15 protein-coding genes are annotated in these 17,830 nt (G+C 72.5%); 5 read left to right on the top strand and 10 right to left on the bottom strand.

The annotated features are described in order from the left end of the window. The first annotated feature begins 44 nt into the window (after positions 1-44). Complete coding sequence (locus M1D46_RS05695) at positions 45-2,066, top strand: aldo/keto reductase (RefSeq protein WP_456286899.1); 2,022 nt, start codon at positions 45-47, stop codon at positions 2,064-2,066. Further along, the gene (locus M1D46_RS05700) at positions 2,045-3,082 is read left to right on the top strand and encodes a LacI family DNA-binding transcriptional regulator (RefSeq protein WP_456286900.1); all 1,038 of its coding nucleotides are present in this window, start codon (positions 2,045-2,047) and stop codon (positions 3,080-3,082) included. Before M1D46_RS05695 ends, M1D46_RS05700 begins: the two co-directional genes overlap by 22 nt. 30 nt (positions 3,083-3,112) lie before the next feature. On the opposite strand, the gene M1D46_RS05705 is transcribed toward M1D46_RS05700, so the two are convergent. Beyond that, positions 3,113-4,282 carry an RtcB family protein gene (locus tag M1D46_RS05705; RefSeq protein WP_456286901.1) on the bottom strand — a complete coding sequence of 390 codons (1,170 nt, stop codon included), beginning with the start codon at positions 4,280-4,282 and terminating at the stop codon, positions 3,113-3,115. A gap of 385 nt (positions 4,283-4,667) precedes the next feature. On the opposite strand from M1D46_RS05705, the gene M1D46_RS05710 reads away from it, so the two are divergent. Next, positions 4,668-6,239 carry a DUF222 domain-containing protein gene (locus M1D46_RS05710; RefSeq protein WP_456286902.1) on the top strand — a complete coding sequence of 524 codons (1,572 nt, stop codon included), beginning with the start codon at positions 4,668-4,670 and terminating at the stop codon, positions 6,237-6,239. Here M1D46_RS05710 and M1D46_RS05715 read toward each other — a convergent pair. The 4 genes from M1D46_RS05715 to M1D46_RS05730 all read right to left on the bottom strand — a co-directional run bounded on the left by M1D46_RS05715 (position 6,140) and on the right by M1D46_RS05730 (position 10,142). Continuing rightward, the gene (locus M1D46_RS05715; protein WP_456286903.1) at positions 6,140-6,922 is read right to left on the bottom strand and encodes a DUF429 domain-containing protein; all 783 of its coding nucleotides are present in this window, start codon (positions 6,920-6,922) and stop codon (positions 6,140-6,142) included. The two genes, M1D46_RS05710 and M1D46_RS05715, sit on opposite strands and share 100 nt — an antisense overlap. 28 nt (positions 6,923-6,950) lie before the next feature. Continuing rightward, a complete protein-coding gene (locus M1D46_RS05720) occupies positions 6,951-8,063 on the bottom strand; it encodes a baeRF11 domain-containing protein (RefSeq protein ID WP_456286904.1) in 1,113 nt (370 codons plus the stop codon). A 64-nt stretch (positions 8,064-8,127) separates the two neighbouring features. Continuing rightward, positions 8,128-9,543 carry an amino acid permease gene (locus M1D46_RS05725; protein WP_456286905.1) on the bottom strand — a complete coding sequence of 472 codons (1,416 nt, stop codon included), beginning with the start codon at positions 9,541-9,543 and terminating at the stop codon, positions 8,128-8,130. Positions 9,544-9,569: 26 nt separating this feature from the next. Then, positions 9,570-10,142 carry a TetR/AcrR family transcriptional regulator gene (locus M1D46_RS05730; RefSeq protein WP_271173088.1) on the bottom strand — a complete coding sequence of 191 codons (573 nt, stop codon included), beginning with the start codon at positions 10,140-10,142 and terminating at the stop codon, positions 9,570-9,572. 65 nt (positions 10,143-10,207) lie between these two features. Between M1D46_RS05730 and M1D46_RS05735 the strand changes: the two genes are divergently transcribed. Together M1D46_RS05735 and M1D46_RS05740 are read left to right on the top strand one after the other, a co-directional pair. Next, entirely contained in the window at positions 10,208-11,395 is a 1,188-nt protein-coding gene (locus M1D46_RS05735; RefSeq protein ID WP_456286906.1) for an MFS transporter, read from the top strand. 95 nt (positions 11,396-11,490) lie between these two features. Next, the gene (locus M1D46_RS05740) at positions 11,491-12,423 is read left to right on the top strand and encodes an aldose 1-epimerase family protein (RefSeq protein WP_456286907.1); all 933 of its coding nucleotides are present in this window, start codon (positions 11,491-11,493) and stop codon (positions 12,421-12,423) included. Positions 12,424-12,432: 9 nt separating this feature from the next. On the opposite strand, the gene M1D46_RS05745 is transcribed toward M1D46_RS05740, so the two are convergent. From M1D46_RS05745 to M1D46_RS05765, 5 genes are all read right to left on the bottom strand, one after another. Continuing rightward, complete coding sequence (locus M1D46_RS05745) at positions 12,433-12,585, bottom strand: hypothetical protein (RefSeq protein WP_271173085.1); 153 nt, start codon at positions 12,583-12,585, stop codon at positions 12,433-12,435. A 414-nt stretch (positions 12,586-12,999) separates the two neighbouring features. Then, positions 13,000-14,181: a thiolase family protein gene (locus M1D46_RS05750; RefSeq protein WP_456286908.1), complete on the bottom strand. Its 1,182-nt coding sequence runs from the start codon at positions 14,179-14,181 to the stop codon at positions 13,000-13,002. A 31-nt stretch (positions 14,182-14,212) separates the two neighbouring features. Beyond that, positions 14,213-15,391, bottom strand: a complete 1,179-nt coding sequence (locus tag M1D46_RS05755; RefSeq protein WP_271173083.1) for a bifunctional 2-methylcitrate synthase/citrate synthase — start codon at positions 15,389-15,391, stop codon at positions 14,213-14,215. Between the two features lie 13 nt (positions 15,392-15,404). Further along, the gene (gene prpB, locus M1D46_RS05760; protein ID WP_456286909.1) at positions 15,405-16,304 is read right to left on the bottom strand and encodes a methylisocitrate lyase; all 900 of its coding nucleotides are present in this window, start codon (positions 16,302-16,304) and stop codon (positions 15,405-15,407) included. After that, entirely contained in the window at positions 16,304-17,830 is a 1,527-nt protein-coding gene (locus tag M1D46_RS05765) for an MmgE/PrpD family protein (RefSeq protein WP_456286910.1), read from the bottom strand. The genes prpB and M1D46_RS05765 overlap by 1 nt, the downstream gene beginning before the upstream one ends.

The following is a 17,830-nucleotide window of genomic DNA, read 5'->3' on the forward strand; positions in this document are numbered from 1 at the left end:
GTGCACGCCGTGAACGTTCACGGCCTTCGATCGAAAGGACGATGGTGACCTCTCCTCAGCTGGCTTCCGCAGACCCCTCGACGCGACCGACCACGGGCGGATGGGCGGTGCTCGGCCCCGGGCAGATCGCGCGACGGTTCCTCGGCGAGCTCTCCGAGAACGGCGGCGGCCTCGTCGCCGTCGGCAGCTCCGACAGCGGCCGTGCCCGCGCGTTCGCCGACGAGGCGGAGGAGCGCGGGGCGACGGATGTGACCGCGGGCACGTACGGGGAGGCCCTCGCCGACCCGCGTGTCGCCGCGGTCTACGTCTCCGCCGTGCACACCGCGCACCCCGCGCTCGTCGTCGCCGCGATCGACGCGGGGAAGGCCGTGCTGTGCGAGAAGCCGCTCTCGGTGAACCACGGCACGACGATGGCCCTCGTCGACGCGGCCCGCGAGGCCGGCGTGCCGCTCGTCGAGGCGTACATGTACCGGTTCCACCCGCAGACCCGCGCGGTGCTCGACCTCGTCCGGGAGGGCGCGATCGGCCGGGTCGTGCACGTCGACGCGTCGTTCGCGTTCCGCGTCCCGCCGCGCGGGGGCCGCCTCTTCGATCCGGCGGTGGCCGGCGGCGGCATCCTCGACGTCGGCGGCTACCCCGCGACGATGGTCTCCGCGATCGTCGATGCGGCCGAGGGCGCGCACGCGTCGGAGCCGGTCGACCTCTCGGCGACGGGCGTCGTCGGCCCCACGGGGGTCGACGAGTGGACGGTCGCGCGCGCGACCTATCGCGGCGGCATCACGGCGACGCTCTCGGCCGGCGTCCGGGCCACCGCGCCGAACGACGTCACGATCCTCGGCGAGAAGGGGCGCATCCGCATCCCGGAGCCCTGGGTGCCCACGGGCGCGACGACGATCGAGCTCACGACCGTCGACGAGGGCGAGCGCGTCATCGAGATCGACGCGGCGCCGGCCTACGCGCTCGAGGCGCAGGCGACGCTCGCGGCCCTGCGCGACGGCGCTCTCGAGGCGGCCGAGATGACGTCGGCTGAGACCCTCGCGACCGCGCGCACCCTCGACTGCTGGCGTGCGGCCATCCGCCTGCGCTACCCCTTCGAGGCGGAGACCGCCGACATCCCGCCCGTGCGCCCGCTCGTCGTGTCGGACGCGGCGATGCGGTACGGCGAGATCCCGGGCGTCGGCAAGCGCGTCTCGCGCCTCGTCATGGGCGTCGACAACCAGCCCGACCTCGCCCACGCGTCGGCGATGTTCGACCACTACTTCGCGCACGGAGGCAACGCGTTCGACACGGCGTACATCTACGGCGACGGCGCGCTGGAGGGGCGTCTGGGCCGGTGGATCGCGAACCGCGGGGTGCGCGAGGACGTCGTCGTCATCACGAAGGGCGGCCACACGCCGCACTGCGACCCCGAGTCGGTGTCGCGCCAGCTGCTCGAGAGCCTCGAGCGGCAGGGCACGGACTACGCCGACATCTACATGCTGCACCGTGACAATCCCGACGTGCCGGTGGGCGAGTTCGTCGACGTGCTGGACGAGCACTTCCGCGCCGGGCGCATCCGCGTGTACGGCGGCTCGAACTGGACCCCCGCGCGCATCGACGAGGCGAACGCCTACGCGCGCGCGAACGGGCGCCAGGGCTTCACGGTGGTGAGCAACCACTTCGGGCTCGCCGAGGCACTCGACGTGCCGTGGGAGGGCTGCGTGCACGCGACCGACGCCGCATCCAAGCGCTGGCTCGCCGAGCGCGGCATCCCGCTGCTGCCCTGGTCGTCGCAGGCCCGCGGGTTCTTCACGGGGCGTGCGCGGCCCGACGACCTCAGCGACCCCGAGCTCGTGCGCTGCTACTACAGCGACGAGAACTTCGAGCGGCTGCGTCGCGCCGAGCAGCTGGGCGCCGACCGGGGCGTGCCGGCCACCGCCATCGCGCTCGCGTACGTGCTCGCGCAGCCCTTCCCGACGTTCCCCCTCTTCGGCCCGCGTACGATCGAGGAGGCCCGGTCGTCGATGCGGGGCCTGTCCATCGAGCTCACGGCCGAAGAGGTGGCATGGCTGGACCTTCGCAGCTGACGGGAGCGGACGACCCCGCGCCCGCGGGGTCGTCCGCCGCCGGGCGCCGACGCGCGACGATCCTCGACGTGGCCTCTGCCGCCGGCGTCTCGCGGCAGACCGTGACGCGCGCCATGAACGACATGAGCGGCATCAGCGCCGAGACCAAGCGGCGCGTCATGGAGGCTGCGCGCGAGCTGTCGTATCGGCCGTCGCGCTTCGGCCGAGGCCTTGTGACGGGCGGCGCGCGGCAGCTGGGTCTCGTCGTGAACGACCTGCGCAACCCGTACTCTCCCGAGCTCGCGGCGGCCGTCGTGCGGCTCGCGGCGGACGAGGGATGGAACGTCATGCTCGTGGACATCGGTCTCGCGAGCGACGCGGATCGCCTCCTCGCGTCGCTGCGCGAGCAGGCGGATGTCGTCGTCGGCTATCTCGGGGAATGGTCGGCCGGGTGGGGGAGCGGCCTCGCGACGACGCCGCTCATCCAGCTGGATGCGGGCGAGACCACCGAGCACGCGGGCGTGCGGCTCGACCCCGTCGCCGCGATCGGCGATCTCGTCGCGCACCTCGTGGCGGTGGGCGTGCGGCGCCCCGTCGTGCTCGACGCCTCGGCGCCGCGCGAGCCCAGCGCGCGCGGCGCGGCGATGGCGGCGGCATTCCGCGAGCACGGCGTGGAGGCCGAGGTCGTGCACGCGGCGTCGCCGAGCGCCGAGCACGCGTCCGCCGTCACCGCCCAGGTCGTGCGGCGGGCAGCGCCTCCCGACGCGCTTCTGGCGTTCAACGACCTGATGGCGCTCGGCGCGCTGTCGGCCTGCCGCCATGCGGGCCTCGACGTGCCGCGCGACATCCGCGTGGCGGGGGTCGACGGTCTCACGATCGGGACCCTCGTCGCGCCGACCCTCACGACGCTGGCCGTCGATTTCGACGAGGTCGCCCGCCACACCCTCGAGCTCGCCGTCGCGCTCCGCGACGGCGACGCCGACGTCGATCGCTTCCGCGTCGTGCCGCATCGTCTCGTCCTGCGCGAGTCGGCGTAGCGAGGGCGGGGCCGCGGCCCCGCCCTCGCCTCAGTCGCCCTTCACGTTCACGAGCTGGCGCAGCGTGTGCCGCACCGAGACGAGATCGGCCGCGTCGGCCATCACCTGATCGATCGGCTTGTACGCCTGCGGGATCTCGTCGATGAACGCCTCGGTGTCGCGGTACTCGATGCCGGCCATCGCCTCGCGCAGCTGCTCGCGCGTGAACGTGCGGCGCGCAGCCGACCGCGAGTACTCGCGGCCGGCGCCGTGCGGCGAGGAGTTCAGCGCGAGGGCGTTCCCCCTGCCTTCGACGACGTACGACGCGGTCCCCATGGATCCCGGGATGAGCCCGGGGCGACCGGCGTCCGCCAGGATCGCTCCCTTGCGGGACACCCAGACGCGCTCGCCGAAGTGCATCTCCGACTCCGTGAAGTTGTGGTGGCAGTTGATGCGCTCGAGCTCGTCGACCTCTGCGTCGAGGAAGCGGCCGAGCTGGTTCGCGACGCGGTCCATCATCTCCTCGCGGTTGAGCAGCGCGAACCGCTGCGCCCACCGCAGCTCCCTGATATAGCGGTCGAACTCGTCCGTTCCCTCGACGAGGTACGCCAGGTCGATGTGCGGCAGGTCGAGCTCGTCGCGCCGGGCCAGGCTCTTGGCGACGGCGATGTGATGCTGCGCGATCCGGTTCCCGACCCCGCGTGAACCGGAGTGCAGGAACATCCACACGGCATCCGTCTCGTCGACCGAGACCTCGATGAAGTGGTTGCCGCTGCCGAGCGATCCGAGCTGCAGCCGCCATCTCCTCGCCCGCTTCGCGGGATCGAAGCCCGCCTCGGCGGCGAGCTGCTCGAGCTCGGCCACCCGCGGCTCGGCTGTGGCGACGACCTTGCGGTTGTCGTGCCCAGCCGAGAGCGGGATGGCGCGCTCGATCTGCTCGCGGAGCTCGCGCAGATCGCGCGAGACGAGATCCGCGCGCGTGAACGGCGTGCGCACCGCGATCATCCCGCAGCCGATGTCGACGCCGACCGCGGCCGGCATGATCGCGCCGCGTGTCGGGATGACCGATCCGACGGTCGCGCCGAGCCCGAGATGCGCGTCCGGCATGAGCGCCACGTGGGGGTGGATGAACGGCATGCGCGAGGACGTGCGCGCCTGCTCGACCGTCTGCTCGTCGATCAGGCTCGCCCACGACAGCAGGCGTTCCGAGAGCCTCTCCATGATTCCTTTCCTTCGATCCGCGGGTCCTGGTCCGCGGACCTCCTCCGCGTGACGGAAAGGAGACGCCCCGGACCTGTGCGGTGCGGGGCGTGATGCGAGCGGGTGCTGCTACACGGCCGGCGCCGGAGGGGTCGACGAAGAGCGGTTCTGGGGCTTGCTGCCCAGGACCGCCCGGCGAAGCTCCCGCTGCGGGCTCATCGCGTCGTCCTCTCGACTCGCTGCGTGTGCCGGTCGGCACAGCCTTGCGACCCTACCGGCGGGCCGTGTCGGCGCGCAAGGGGCCGCCTCGGAATCGCGAACCGATGCGAACGGATGTCCGCAGGTGATTTATCCACAGATCGAGATTCTTCGGTGAAATGTCCGAGGCGGTCGGTACTCTGGAGGCATGTCGAAGATGACGTCGCCGAGCGGGTTCTCGAGCGTTCCGTGGGAGTTCACGGACGACGAGATCGCGTCGACCCGCGCGCTGTGCGGGCGCCTGGAGACCTCGCGGCGACTGCGCGTGCAGGCCGATGCGATGGAGATCGAGGCGCTTGCCGAGGCCGCGCGGATCGCTCGGGTGCAGCGGGAGCGCGCGGGCGGACCCTCGTCGTACGACTTCCCGTTCCGCTCGATGGCGAGCGAGACCGCGGGCGTGCTGCACGAGTCGAAGTCGCGGATGATGACGAAGCTCGCAGACGCGGAGGCGCTGGTCGAGCGGTACCCCGCGACGGTTCAGGCGCTGGCTGAGGGCCGGATCACCGTGCGGCACGTCGACGTGATCCGGCGGGCGGGGGAGCGGCTGCCCGAAGAGCTCGACCAGGAGTACGAGGAGGCGGCGATCGGGTTCGCCGAGACCGCCTCGCCCGGCCAGTTGCGGGCCTTCGCGATCGAGCTCGCTGAGCGACTGTGCCCGACGCCGATCGCCGACCGGCATGCCGCCGCACGCGCGCGTCGACGGGTCCGCGTGGATGACCTCGAAGATGGCGTGAGCAGATTCGAGCTGATCACCTCCACAGCCGAGGTCCACGCCGCGCGGGACCGCATCCGGAGCATGGCCCGAGCGATCGTCGCCGACAACCGCCGCGCGCGGAAGGCGGCGGAAGCGGAAGGCGGGCCGGAGGCGGCAGCGGAGGTCGACCCGCGCACGCAGTCGCAGATCGAGGCGGACCTGTGGACGGACCTGGCGCTGACGGGCCGGCCGTCCGCGCACGCGCTCCGCGAGGGCGGCGCGCTCGACGTGATCCAGGCGAACGTGCAGATCGTCATCCCCGTCGAGACGCTGGTGGGGCTCGACGACGAGGCCGCCTTCGTCGCCGGGCACGGTCCGGTCGACCCGGAGACGGCGCGGCACCTGGCCGGACACGCGGCGGGGTGGGACCGGGTGTTCCTGCGTCCTGACACCGGAGCCCTCCTCACGGTGGACCGATACGCCCCCACCGCGGCGCAGCGCCGGTTCCTCCTCGCGCGGGACGAAACGTGCCGCGGCCCGGGGTGCGAGAACCGAGCGGCGACGGCGGATCTCGACCATACGATCCCATATCTGCGCGGTGGGGAGACGTGCGTGGGCAATCTGGAGTGCCTGTGCGAGGGATGTCATCTCGACAAGCACCACTCGCCGTGGACCGTCCGCCAGATCAGCCCCGGGGTGCTCGAGTGGGTAAGCCCGATCGGGCGGACCTCGGTCGACCGCCCGAGACCCCAGGTCCGGTTCGAGTCCCTTCCGGAGCCGAGGGCGAGATCCGGCGCCGCGCCGCCGGGGGAGTGGCCATCTCTCGAGGACGAGGTCGAGATCGATGCTGACCTCGAGGTCGACGTGCCGATCCCCGATGTGCTGCCGGACGCGCCTCCGTTCGATGAGGCCTGGCAGCAGCTGCTCTACGACGAATGGGTTGCCGAGATCGAGGCGGATGAGTTCGACCTGCTCGTCAGCGAGTCGAGCGGCGCGGTCGGGAGTGCGATCCATCCCTCGGTCTGAGCCGCGGGGCGCAGCTCGTCGGGTACGGGGAGGGTGTGCCCGAGTGCGTGGGCGCGCGCGTTGAGCGCCGCCGCGAGCGCGTCGAGTGCATCGTCGGAACGGCCGAGCAGATCGCGCTGACCGTCGTCGACGTCGAGCCACGGGGCGAGGCCGAGGAGCGACTCCGCGGCCCGCATCCGCGCGTCCGGCTGGGTCTTGTAGCCGGCTGTCTGCACACCCCAGAGTCGCAGGGCCGCGGCGGGGTAGACCTCGACCAGCCTTCCCGCGCCCGAGCGGTCGATGCGCTCGCCTGCCGCCTCGAAGGCGGCGAGCAGCTCCGCGCAGTGCATGGCGGTCATCCCGAGCCGGTCCGTCGAGACGCTGAGCGGCCACCGCCCGGTCACCTCCCGCACCGCCCGATCGGTGTGACGATAGGCGAGCCGACGGCGCCAGTCCCTCCCGGAGAGCGATCGCGGCGACATCTCACCGCGCTCGTGCGCGGAGACGAAGGCGACGAACTCGGCCGGCCAGCCGAATGCGCAGTCGATCGCGACGACGTCCGCCCCCTGAGCGAGCGCGACGATCTGCACATCGTCGATCCCGACGGCGAGGCTCGTGAGCCGAGCGGAGCCATCCGTCCACTCGATCCCGGCCGCGGCCGTCCGCTGGGCCTCCGCTGCGAGGTCGACGCCGATCGTGAGCACGCCCCCACCCTATGGGCGCCAGAGCCCCCTATCGCGGCGTCGGCACGGCGAACCGCAGCACCGCGGCGAGCGGGGCGCCGTCGGTGAGGTCCTCGCGTCGGACAGCCCGGACCTCGCCGCCCGATTCGAGGACGCGCGCGATGACGTCCTCGATGAGGGCCGCATCCTCGCCGTCCTCCACGACGCGGCCGAACTCGTCGAGCGTCCCGGGCAGATCGGCCGCGTGGTCGAATCGCAGCTCCGCGATCGCCGCCGCCGCTGCGGCGGCCGCGACCTCCTCGAGGCGCGACGTCGCGAGGCCCTGCGAGCGCAGCTCGCCGAAGCGCTCCTTCCACTGCTCGGTCGCGGCCCGGCGGCGCTCCTCGAGGATGGCGCGAGCCTCGTCGCCGAGCCGACGATCGTCGAGCGAATCGGGGTGCGCGGGGATCGCGGCCTCGAGCAGCGCATCGTGGGTGTTCTGCGCGCGGTACGCGGTTGCGAGATCGTCGGAGATCGAGAGGATGAGCGGGACGCCGCGCGGGACGATGCGGACCACCTCGTCCTGCACGGCGCGACAGAAGCGCTCGCGCTCGTTCTGATCTCCGTCGGCCCCGCGAGCGCGGTCGCGGTCGAGCTGTCCGTCGTTGTCGGCGCGCGCGAACACGAGGTCGAGGTCGTCGGGCAGCTCGAGCGGGTGCTCGACGAGCGATCCGTCGGCCTGCAGCTCGGTCAGGCGCGCGCGGTGCTTCGACAGCTGCAGCACGAAGGCGCACGGATGGTGGTCGCGCGTGCGCAGGAGCGCGCGGATCGCGAAGCGCGAGCCCACACGGACCTGATCCTGCACGGGGAACGGCAGCCGGAACGCCTCGCGCCGATCGGGTGAGGCGAGCAGGAGGAGGGAGCGGGACTGGTGCTCCCAGAACCCGTCGTCGTCGAGCGTCTCCCGGAGGCGGCGGGTCACGGCGCGCTGCTCCTCGGCCGGGATCCCGCGCTGCGCGAGACGATCCGCGACCTGGTCGATCGCATCGCGCAGCGCGATCCGCACGCGCTCATGATCCGCTGGAACCGGGGACGACTCCAGGGCGATGGTCGCGCTCGCGGGGTGACGATGCGCGAGGAGGTCGAGCAGTCGGTCGTCGTCGGGGATGTCCACGGTGAGCATGGGGCGACGATAGGCAGAGCCCCCGGGGAGGACGGGAGGGGGTTGCGGATCCGCCCGGGGCGGGTTAGGCGGCGTCGGCCCGCTTCGCCCGGCGCGCGCGGATCTCGTACGCCGCGAGCAGGACGCCGATCCAGACCGGCCCGATGACGACCGCCGTGCGGTACTGCGGCGAGAACGCCATGAGCACGACGACGCCCGCGAGGAAGGCCAGGACGATCCACGGCGCGACCCGCGCGAACGGAAGCGGGAAGGCCAGCGCGGCCGCGGCATCCGGCCCGATCCGTCGGCGGAACCTCATCTGCGTGATGACGATCATGCCCCAGTTGATGATCGCGGCGATGAGCGCGATCGACAGCAGGTACTGGAACGCGAACTCGGGCCACAGGAACACGACGACGACCGCGATCACGGTGACGGCCGACGAAGTGAGCACTCCGGCGACGGGCGCGCCGCGGCGGGAGAGCCGGCCGAGATACGCGGGCGCGCTGCCCCGCTGCGCGAGCGAGTAGAGCATGCGCCCGTTCGAGTAGAGACCCGAGTTGTACACCGACACGACCGCCGTGAGCACGACGAGGTTGAGGATGTGCGCGGCGCCCGGGATGCCCACGCGGTCGAAGATCTGCACGAACGGGCTCGTCTCGCCGTCGAGGAGCGACCACGGCACGACCGACATGATCACCGCGAGCGCGCCGATGTAGAAGATGAGGATCCGCAGGACGACCTGGTTCACGGCCTTCGGGATCGTGCGCTCCGGGTCTGCCGCCTCGCCTGCCGTCACGGCGACGAGCTCGGTGCCGCCGAACGAGAACGCGACGATCGCGAGCGAGGCGATGGTGCCGCCCATGCCGAGGGGGAAGAAGCCTCCGTCATCGACGAGATGCGCGAAGCTCGGCGTCGGCAGGTCGGGGCTGCTGTTGATCCCGAGCACCACGACGACGACGCCGAGGACGATCATCGCGATCACGGCCGCGACCTTGATGATCGCGAACCAGAACTCGAACTCGCCGAACGCGCGCACGCCGATGAGGTTCACGCCCGTGATGAGCACGAGCACGATCGCCGCCGAGGCCCACGTCGGAACGGCAGGGAGCCAGTAGTTGACGAACGATCCGACGACGGAGAGCTCGACCATCGCGACCGCGATGTAGTTGAACCAGTAGTTCCAGCCCGACACGAAGCCCGCGCGCGGGCTCCAGTTGCGGTGCGCGTAGTGGCTGAAGGCTCCCGAGACGGGCTCGTCGACCGACATCTCCCCGAGCGCGCGGATGATGAGGAAGATCACGGCGCCCACGACGAGGTACCCCAGGAGGACGGACGGCCCCGCGACGCCGATCGCGTCGGATGAGCCGTAGAAGAGCCCCGTCCCGATCGCCCCGCCCAGCGCGATCATCTGGATGTGGCGGCTGCGCAGCTCGCGCTTCAGGCCGCCGTCGCCGCTGCCGACGGCGCGGGAGGCCGCGGGGATCCTTCGGGTGCTCATCCCTCCATCCTCGCGGATGCGGGCGCTCAACCCTCGCGCGCCTGGAGTCCGACGACGACCGCGTGCACGGTGGCGGCGACGAGGGAGCGGTCGAGCGGGCGGTGCTCGAACGTGCGGTGCATGGGCCAGCCCTCGACGAGCGCGTCGAGGGCGCGCGCGACGTCGGGCGAGAAGTGGAGGGTGAGGCTGTCGCGGCTGCGCAGGAGCCACGTGCGCGCGAGCTCGGCGACGGCGGCGTTGTGATTGCCGTACGCGTACATCTCGAAGAGCAGGATCATCTCGCGCGGCACCGCGTACTCCGCGCCGCAGATGAGGTCGACGACGGCGGCCTCCGCCTCGGCAGGGCCGGCTGCCTCCTCGAGGCTGCGCCGGTAGCGCGCCGACATCTCGACGGACAGGCTCTCGAACGCCTGCTCGAGGATGTCCTCGAGGCTCGAGAAGTAGTACGTGAGCGACCCGAGGGGCACCTCGGCGCGCGCTGCGATGCGCCGGTGCGTGGTCTTGTGCACCCCGACCTCGGCGATGACGTCGAGGGCGGCCTCGAGGATGCGCGACCGGCGGTCGGGGTCGTTCGGAACCTGCCTGCGGCTGCCGCTCATGCCGACCAATCTCTCATGTCCGTGGACTCGGCCCCTCCCGCGCCTGAGTGTGTACCATCGTACAAGTGACCCCTGCCATCCGTCAGCGCCGGAACGCGCTCTTCGTGATGTTCCTCCTCCCCGGCATCGGCATCTCGTCGTGGGTGACGCGGACGCCCGACGTGCAGCGGCTGCTCGGCGCGCGCATCGACGAGATGGGGTTCATCCTCTTCGGGCTCTCGGTCGGATCGATGATCGGCATCCTGTCCTCGGGTGCGCTCGTCGCCCGGTTCGGGACGCGCCCCGTGATCGCCGTCGGGACGCTCTCGAGCGCGACCGGCGTGGCGGTCGTGGGGCTCGGGGCAGCCCTCGGGATCGCACCGCTCGTCGCGATCGGGCTCGGCCTGTTCGGGCTCGGGATGGGCGGCGCCGAGGTGGCGCTGAACGTCGAGGGCGCCGAGGTCGAGCAGGCGATCGGCCGCTCGGTCATGCCGCTCATGCACGGCTTCTTCAGCCTCGGCACGGTCGTCGGGGCGGTCGCGGGCATGCTGCTCACGGCCGCGGCGTTCCCCGTCGCCGTGCATCTCGCCGTCGTCGCCGCGCTCATCGCGGTGGTGCTCGCCGCGGCCATCCGCAACGTCCCGAGCGGCATCGGCCGCCGCGCGACGCCGCGCGAGCGCGGTCGACGCGCCCCGCGCGCCGCGGTCTGGCGGGACCCCGGCCTCCTCCTCGTGAGCGGCATCATCCTCGCCCTCGCGATGGCGGAGGGGACAGCGGGCGACTGGCTGCCGATCCTCATGGTCGAGGGGCACGGCGTCGATGCGGCGCTCGGGTCGGGTGTCTATGCGATCTTCGCGGTCTCGATGACCGTCGGCCGCTTCGCCGGCGGGCGCTTCGTCGACCGCTTCGGGCGCCCGACGGTGCTCGCCGCGAGCGCGCTGCTCGGGGCGATCGGGCTCGCGGTCGTCATCTTCGTCGACAGCCAGGCGGCCGCCGCGGCCGCGGTCGTGCTGTGGGGTCTCGGCACGTCGCTCGGCTTCCCGCTCGCGCTCTCGGTCGCGGGCGACTCGGGCGAGGACACGGCCGCGCGCGTCTCGTTCGCGGCGACGATCGGCTACGTCGCGTTCCTCGTCGGACCGCCCGTGCTCGGCCTGCTCGGCGAGCACTTCGGGCTGCGCGCGGCCCTCATCGTGGTGCTCGCGCTCGTCGCGGTCGCGATCTTCCTCGCGCCGGGCGCGCGCACCCCGGCCGAGCGCGAGCTCGCGCGCCGCTGAGGGCGGCTCCGCACGTCGGGTTCGCGTGCGCGCCTCGGACGCGGGATACTGGCGATCGCGCGAATGTGAGCGCGCACATCCGATGAGGGAGCGAAATGACCACGCACGCCGATGTCTCGGGCACTCAGCACATCCTGCGAGCGGGCGGATATGAGGCCGCCGTCGCGAGCGTGGGGGCCACGCTCCGCGCGCTGACCTTCGAGGGGCGCGACCTCGTCGTGCCGTTCCGCGCGGACGAGGTGCGTCCGGCGTATCGCGGCACGACGCTCGCGCCGTGGCCGAACCGCGTGGTCGACGGGCGCTACCGCTTCGACGGCGTCGAGTACCAGCTCGCCCTCACGGAGCCGTCGCGCGGCCACGCGCTGCACGGCCTCCTCTCCTGGGCCGGCTTCCGCATCGTCGAGGAGAGCGGCGCCCACGTGACGCTCGCCGCGACGATCGAGCCGCAGGAGGCGTACCCGTGGCGCGTCACGGTCACCACGACCTACGCGCTCGACCCCGACTTCGGTCTCACGCAGACCGTCTCGGCGGTCAACGAGAGCGCTGCGCGCGCCCCGTTCGGCACGGGCCCGCACCCGTATCTCGTCGGCGGCGCCGGCGCGGTCGACGACTGGACGCTCTCCCTCCCGGCCGACACCGTGCTGAACGTCACGGAGGACCGGCTGTCGCCGACGGGGCTCGCCCCCGTGACCGACGACGCCGAGCGCTTCGACTTCCGCGACGCGCGCCGCATCGGCGCCGTCGAGATCGACCACGCCTACACGGGCCTCGCGCGGCAGGGGGCGCTGGCCGTCGTCTCGCTCACGGATGGCGACGGCTCGGGCGTGCGGATGTCCTGGGACGAGCGCTGCCCGTGGGTGCAGATCCACACCGCCGACCTGCCCGGCCGCGGCGCGGGGCACCGCGCCGGTCTCGCGGTCGAGCCGATGACGTGCCCGCCCGACGCCTTCAACTCGGGCACGGACCTCGTCCTCCTCGAGCCGGGAGCGCCCGTCGAGGTCGCGTCCTGGACGATCGCCGCGATCTGAGCTCCGCGCTCAGTCGTCCTCGCCCTCGGCCTGCGAGGGATGCCCGAACTCGATCGGATCGCTCGACGACTCGATCTCGTCGGGGTCCTCGCCCTCGGCCTGGGAGGGGTGACGGTGCTCGGGGTCCGAGGGACGTGAGGGCTGGTCGGGGAACGTGCTCATGTCGCACCTCTCTCTTCGGATGAGGCCAGTCTCCCGCGCGGCGCGCCCGTTCGGAAGGCCTTGACAGCGCAGCGCCCCCTCCGTCGATGGAGGGGGCGCTGCCGCGCGTCGTCGCGGGAGGTGCGGGGGAGGATCAGTCGTCCTCGCCCTCCGCCTGCGACGGGTGGCGGTCGAACCACGCCGGAACCGCGGCGAAGTCGAAGGCGTCGGTGTCGTACTCGAGGGCCGGAGCGTTCATGGTGTTCTCCTTCTGTCGGCGATCTGGGGGCGGTCGGTGCCGCGTCGAGTCCAGGATGCGCCTCCCGCAAGGGGTGCGGGCGAAGAAAATCCGTGAAGAAAATGTCGTTCTTTAGCGTTTTCACAAGATGAGGCGCTGCTCGACGCCGGAGCCGCGCGTAGGAAAGCGCTTGCCGCTCATCCGTCCCAGCGGCGCAGCAGCGCGGCGATCGCCTGGCCGCCGCCGATGCAGAGCGTGACGACCGCGAACTCGAGGTCGCGGCGGCGCAGATCGAGAGCCGCGCGCACCGCGAGGATGGCTCCGGTCGCGCCGACGGGATGGCCCAGGGCGATCGCGCCGCCGTAGGGGTTCGTCCGGGCGGGGTCGAGGCCGGCGTCGCGTATGACCGCGACGGCCTGCGCGGCGAACGCCTCGTTCACCTCGAAGACGTCGACGTCCTGCGGCGCCAGCCCCGTCCGCTCGAACAGGCGGGCCAGCGCGATGACGGGCGCGTACCCCATGAGGCCGGGCTCGATGCCCGCGGTCGCGACCGCCTCGATCGTCGCGAGCGCGTCGAGACCGCGCGCACGGACATCCGATGCGCGCAGGAGCACGGTCGCGGCCGCGCCGTCGTTGATCCCGGAGGCGTTGCCGGCCGTGACCGTGCCACCCTCCTGGAAAGCGGGCCGCAGGCGCGAGAGCGCCTCGAGGGTCGTGTCGGGGCGCGGATGCTCGTCCTGCGACACCTCGACCGGCGTGCGCCCGGCCGTCGTCACGGGCACGATCTCCTCCGCGAACGCCGCGCGCGCGGCGTCGCTCGCGGCCCGCCGCTGGCTCTCGAGCGCGAACGCGTCCTGCTCGGCCCGGGACACGCCGTACCGCTCGGCGACGGTCTCGGCCGTCGTGCCCATGTGGCGGCCGCTGAACGGGTCGGTGAGGATCGCGAGGGTCCCGTCGCGCAGCGCGCGGTCGCCGAAGCGCGCGTTGCCGCGGGCGTCGTCGACGAGGAAGGGAGTGCGCGACATGCTCTCGTCGCCGCCCGCGACGACGACGTCGACGTCGCCCCAGAGGAGCTCCTGCGCGCCCGACCAGATCGCCTGCAGGCCCGAGCCGCACAGCCGGTTCACGGTGAGGGCGGGCACGCTCGGGGCGAGCCCGGCCGCGAGCGCGACGCGGCGCGCGTTGTAGGCGTCGGCTCCGTACTGCGCGACGCAGCCCATCACGACCTCGCCGACCTCCGCGCCGTCGACGGCGGCGCGGCGCAGCGCCTCGCCGACCGCGGCGGCGCCGAGCAGATGCGCGTCGGTGTCGCGGAACGCTCCCGCGAACGACCCCACGGGCGTGCGCGCTCCCGATACGATCGCGACCCTCTCGGACATCCGGACCTCCTCGTCCTGGAGTCGGCCGGTGTCAGGCCGACTCCTCCGCGCGCTCGGCGATCTCGCGGTCGATCTCGTCGGGCTCGTAGCCGGGCACCCGGCGCTGGGCGGGGCCGGTGTATGCCGAGAGCGGGCGGATGAGCGCGTTCGACGCGGCCTGCTCCATGATGTGGGCGGTCCACCCCGTCACGCGCGCCGCGACGAAGAGCGGCGTGAAGGTCAGCGTGTCGAAGCCGATGAGGCTGTATGCCGGGCCCGACGGATAGTCGAGGTTCGGGTAGATGCCCTTGCGGTTCACGAACTCGGTCTCGAGCGCCGTGTAGAGCTCGAGCACCTCGGGCCGGTCGTAGTGCGCGACGAGCGACTCGAGCGCGGCGCGCATGGTCGGAACGCGCGAGTCGCCGCGCTTGTACACGCGGTGCCCGAAGCCCATGATCTTGCGCTTCTGCGCGAGCGCGTCGTCGAGCCATGGCACGACGTTCGACGCCTCGCCGATCTCGTCGAAGATGTCGAGCACGGCCTCGTTCGCGCCGCCGTGCAGCGGGCCCTTGAGCGCGCCGATGGCCGCCGTGACCGCGGAGTACAGGTCGCTGAGCGTCGACGTCACGACCCGCGCGGTGAACGTCGAGGCGTTGAAGGAGTGCTCGGCGTACAGGATCATCGAGCGGTTGAACGCGTCGACGACGACCGGGTGCGGCTCCTCGCCGAAGGTCATCCAGAGGAGGTTCGCCGCGTAGTCGAGGTCGTCGCGCGGAGGGATGGCCTCGAGCCCGCGGCGGCGGCGCTGGCCGTACGCGACGATCGCGGGGAGGGCCGCGAAGAGGCGCAGGCTGCGGTCGAGGTTCTGCTCGGCCGTGCCGCCCGAGGCCACGGCGCTCAGGCCGCCGAGCTCGGCGGCGCCCAGGGCGCTCACCGCGGTGCGGACCTCGTCCATGGGGTGCGCGGCCGTCGGGACGAGGTCGATGACGGCCTTGACCTCGGGCGCGAGCGCGCGATGGCGCCGCTCCTCGGCCCGCAGGGTCGCGAGCTCGTCGTCGGTCGGCAGCTCGCCGTGCCACAGCAGGTGGGCGACCGCCTCGAACGGCTGCGTCGCGGCGAGCTCCTGCACGGGGTAGCCGCGGTAGAGCAGGCTGTTCGTCTCGGGGTCGACCTTCGACACGGCCGTCTCGTCGACGACGACGCCCACGAGCCCCTTCTTGATGTCCGTCATGTTCGCGCTCCTGTCACTTCTCGATCGTGAAGTCGTAGACGCCGGCGTCGAACCGGCTGTATCCGGAGTAGTCGATGAGCTCGTAGAGGTCGGCGCGGTGCTGCATCGCGCCGACCTGGGCGTTGAGGCTGCCGTCCGCGTTCAGGGTGTCGAGGGCGCGCTCGGCCGCGCCCATGGCCATCCGCAGCAGCGAGACGGGCCAGATGACCATCCGCACGCCCGCGTCGCGCAGCTGGTCGACGGTGAACAGGTCGCTCTTTCCGAACTCGGTCATGTTCGCGAGCACCGGCACGTCGAGGGCCGACGCGACCGCCTCGAACTCGCGGAGGTCCTTCATCGCCTCGGGGAAGATCGCGTCCGCACCCGCGTCGACGAGGGCCTTCGCACGGTCGATCGCGGCGTCGAGGCCGGCGATCGCGCGGATGTCGGTGCGCGCCATGATGAGGAGGTTCCCGTCGCGGCGGGCGTCGGCGGCGGCGCGGATGCGCTGGGTCGCGGTCGAGAGGTCGACGACCTCCTTGCCGTCGAGGTGGCCGCACCGCTTGGGGTTCACCTGGTCCTCGATGTGGAGGCCCGCGACGCCCGCGTCCTCGAGGGTCTGGACGGTGCGCGCGACGTTCATCGGCTCGCCGAAGCCCGTGTCGGCGTCGACGATCGCGGGCAGCTCGGTCATCCGCGCGATCTGACCCGCGCGCTGCGCGACCTCGGTCAGCGTCGTGAGCCCGATGTCGGGCAGCCCGAGATCGGCCGACAGCACGGCGCCCGAGATGTACACGCCGTCGAACCCCTTGCGCTCGATGAGACGCCCGGAGAGCGGGTTGAAGGCGCCGGGGAAGCGGAGCAGCTCGCCCGACGCGAGCCGCTCGCGGAGCAGGCGGCGCTTCTCGTGCGCCGGCGTCTGCGCGTACAGCATCAGAAGAGTCCCTTCGGCAGGGCGACGGCCTCGAGCACGCCCGCGCGCGCGACGATCGTGAGCTGGGCGACCTCGGCGGGGGTGAGCTCGGGCAGGCGCTGCGCGAGGTCGAGGAACCGCTCGATCTCGAGGTCGTCGAGCACGGGCTCGGCGAGCGTGCGGAACTTGCGCACGTAGTCCGCACGCGCGAACGGGCGTGCTCCGAGCGGGTGCGCGTCGGCGACCGCGATCTCGTCGACGACGGTCGTGCCGTCCGCGAGGACGATCTCGACCCGCCCGCCGAACGCCTTCTCGTCGGGATCCTCGGAGTGGTAGCGGCGGGTCCACTCCGGGTCCTCGGTCGTGGTGATCTTGCGCCAGAGCGCGACGGTGTCGCCGCGCGCGGCCCGCTCGGGCGCATACGAGTCGACGTGGTGCCACCCGCCGTCCTGCAGCGCGACGGCGAAGATGTACGGGATCGAGTGGTCGAGCGTCTCGCGCGACGCCGTCGGGTCGTACTTCTGCGGGTCGCCCGAGCCCGAGCCGATGACGACGTGCGTGTGGTGCGACGTGTGCAGCACGATCGAGCGGATGTTCTCGGGATCGCGCAGCTCGGGGCGCGCAGAGCCGAGGCGTCGCGCGAGGTCGATCCACGCCTGCGCCTGGTACTCGGCCGAGTGCTCCTTCGTGTACGAGTCGAGGATGGCGCGCTTCGGCTCTCCGGGAGCGGGCAGGGGCACCTCGTAGCGGCCCTCTGGTCCGTCGAGGAGCCATGCGATCACGCCGTCCTCGCCCTCGTAGATGGGGGAGGGCGAGGTCTGCCCGCGCATGGCGCGGTCGACCGCCTCGACGGCCATCTTCCCGGCGAAGGCGGGCGCGTGCGCCTTCCACGTCGAGATCTCGCCCTTGCGGGACTGCCGCGTGGCGGTCGTCGTGTGGAGCGCCTGCGACACGGCCTGGAAGACGACCTCGGGCGCGAGGCCGAGCAGCGTCCCGATGCCCGCGGCGGCCGACGGCCCGAGGTGCGCGACGTGGTCGATCTTGTGCTTGTGGAGGCTGATCGCGCGCACGAGGTCCATCTGGATCTCGTAGCCGGTCGCGATCCCGCGGACGAGAGCGCGGCCGTCCGCGCCGACATGCTGGGCGACCGCGACGAGCGGCGGGATGTTGTCGCCGGGGTGCGAGTACTCGGCCGCGAGGAACGTGTCGTGGTAGTCGAGCTCGCGCACCGCGACGCCGTTCGCCCACGCCGCCCACTCGGGGCTCGTGTGCTCGTCGAGCGCGCAGCCGAACACGGTCGCGCCCGCTCCGCCGCGCGAGACCGGGTGGTCGAGCGCCTGGGCGCGGGCCGCGACGACGGGGCCGCGCGTGAGCGATGCGGCAGCGACCGCGGCGTTGTCGATCACGCGGTTGATCACCATGTCGACGACGTCGTCCTCGACCTCCACGGGGTCCGCGGCGACCTCGGCGATCCGCCAGGCCAGCTGCTGCTCGCGGGGGAGCGGCTCCTCGCTGCGGTACGTGCGGACGGGGTGGATGACGGTCAT

The sequence above is a fragment of the Microbacterium sp. JZ70 genome (assembly GCF_053903225.1).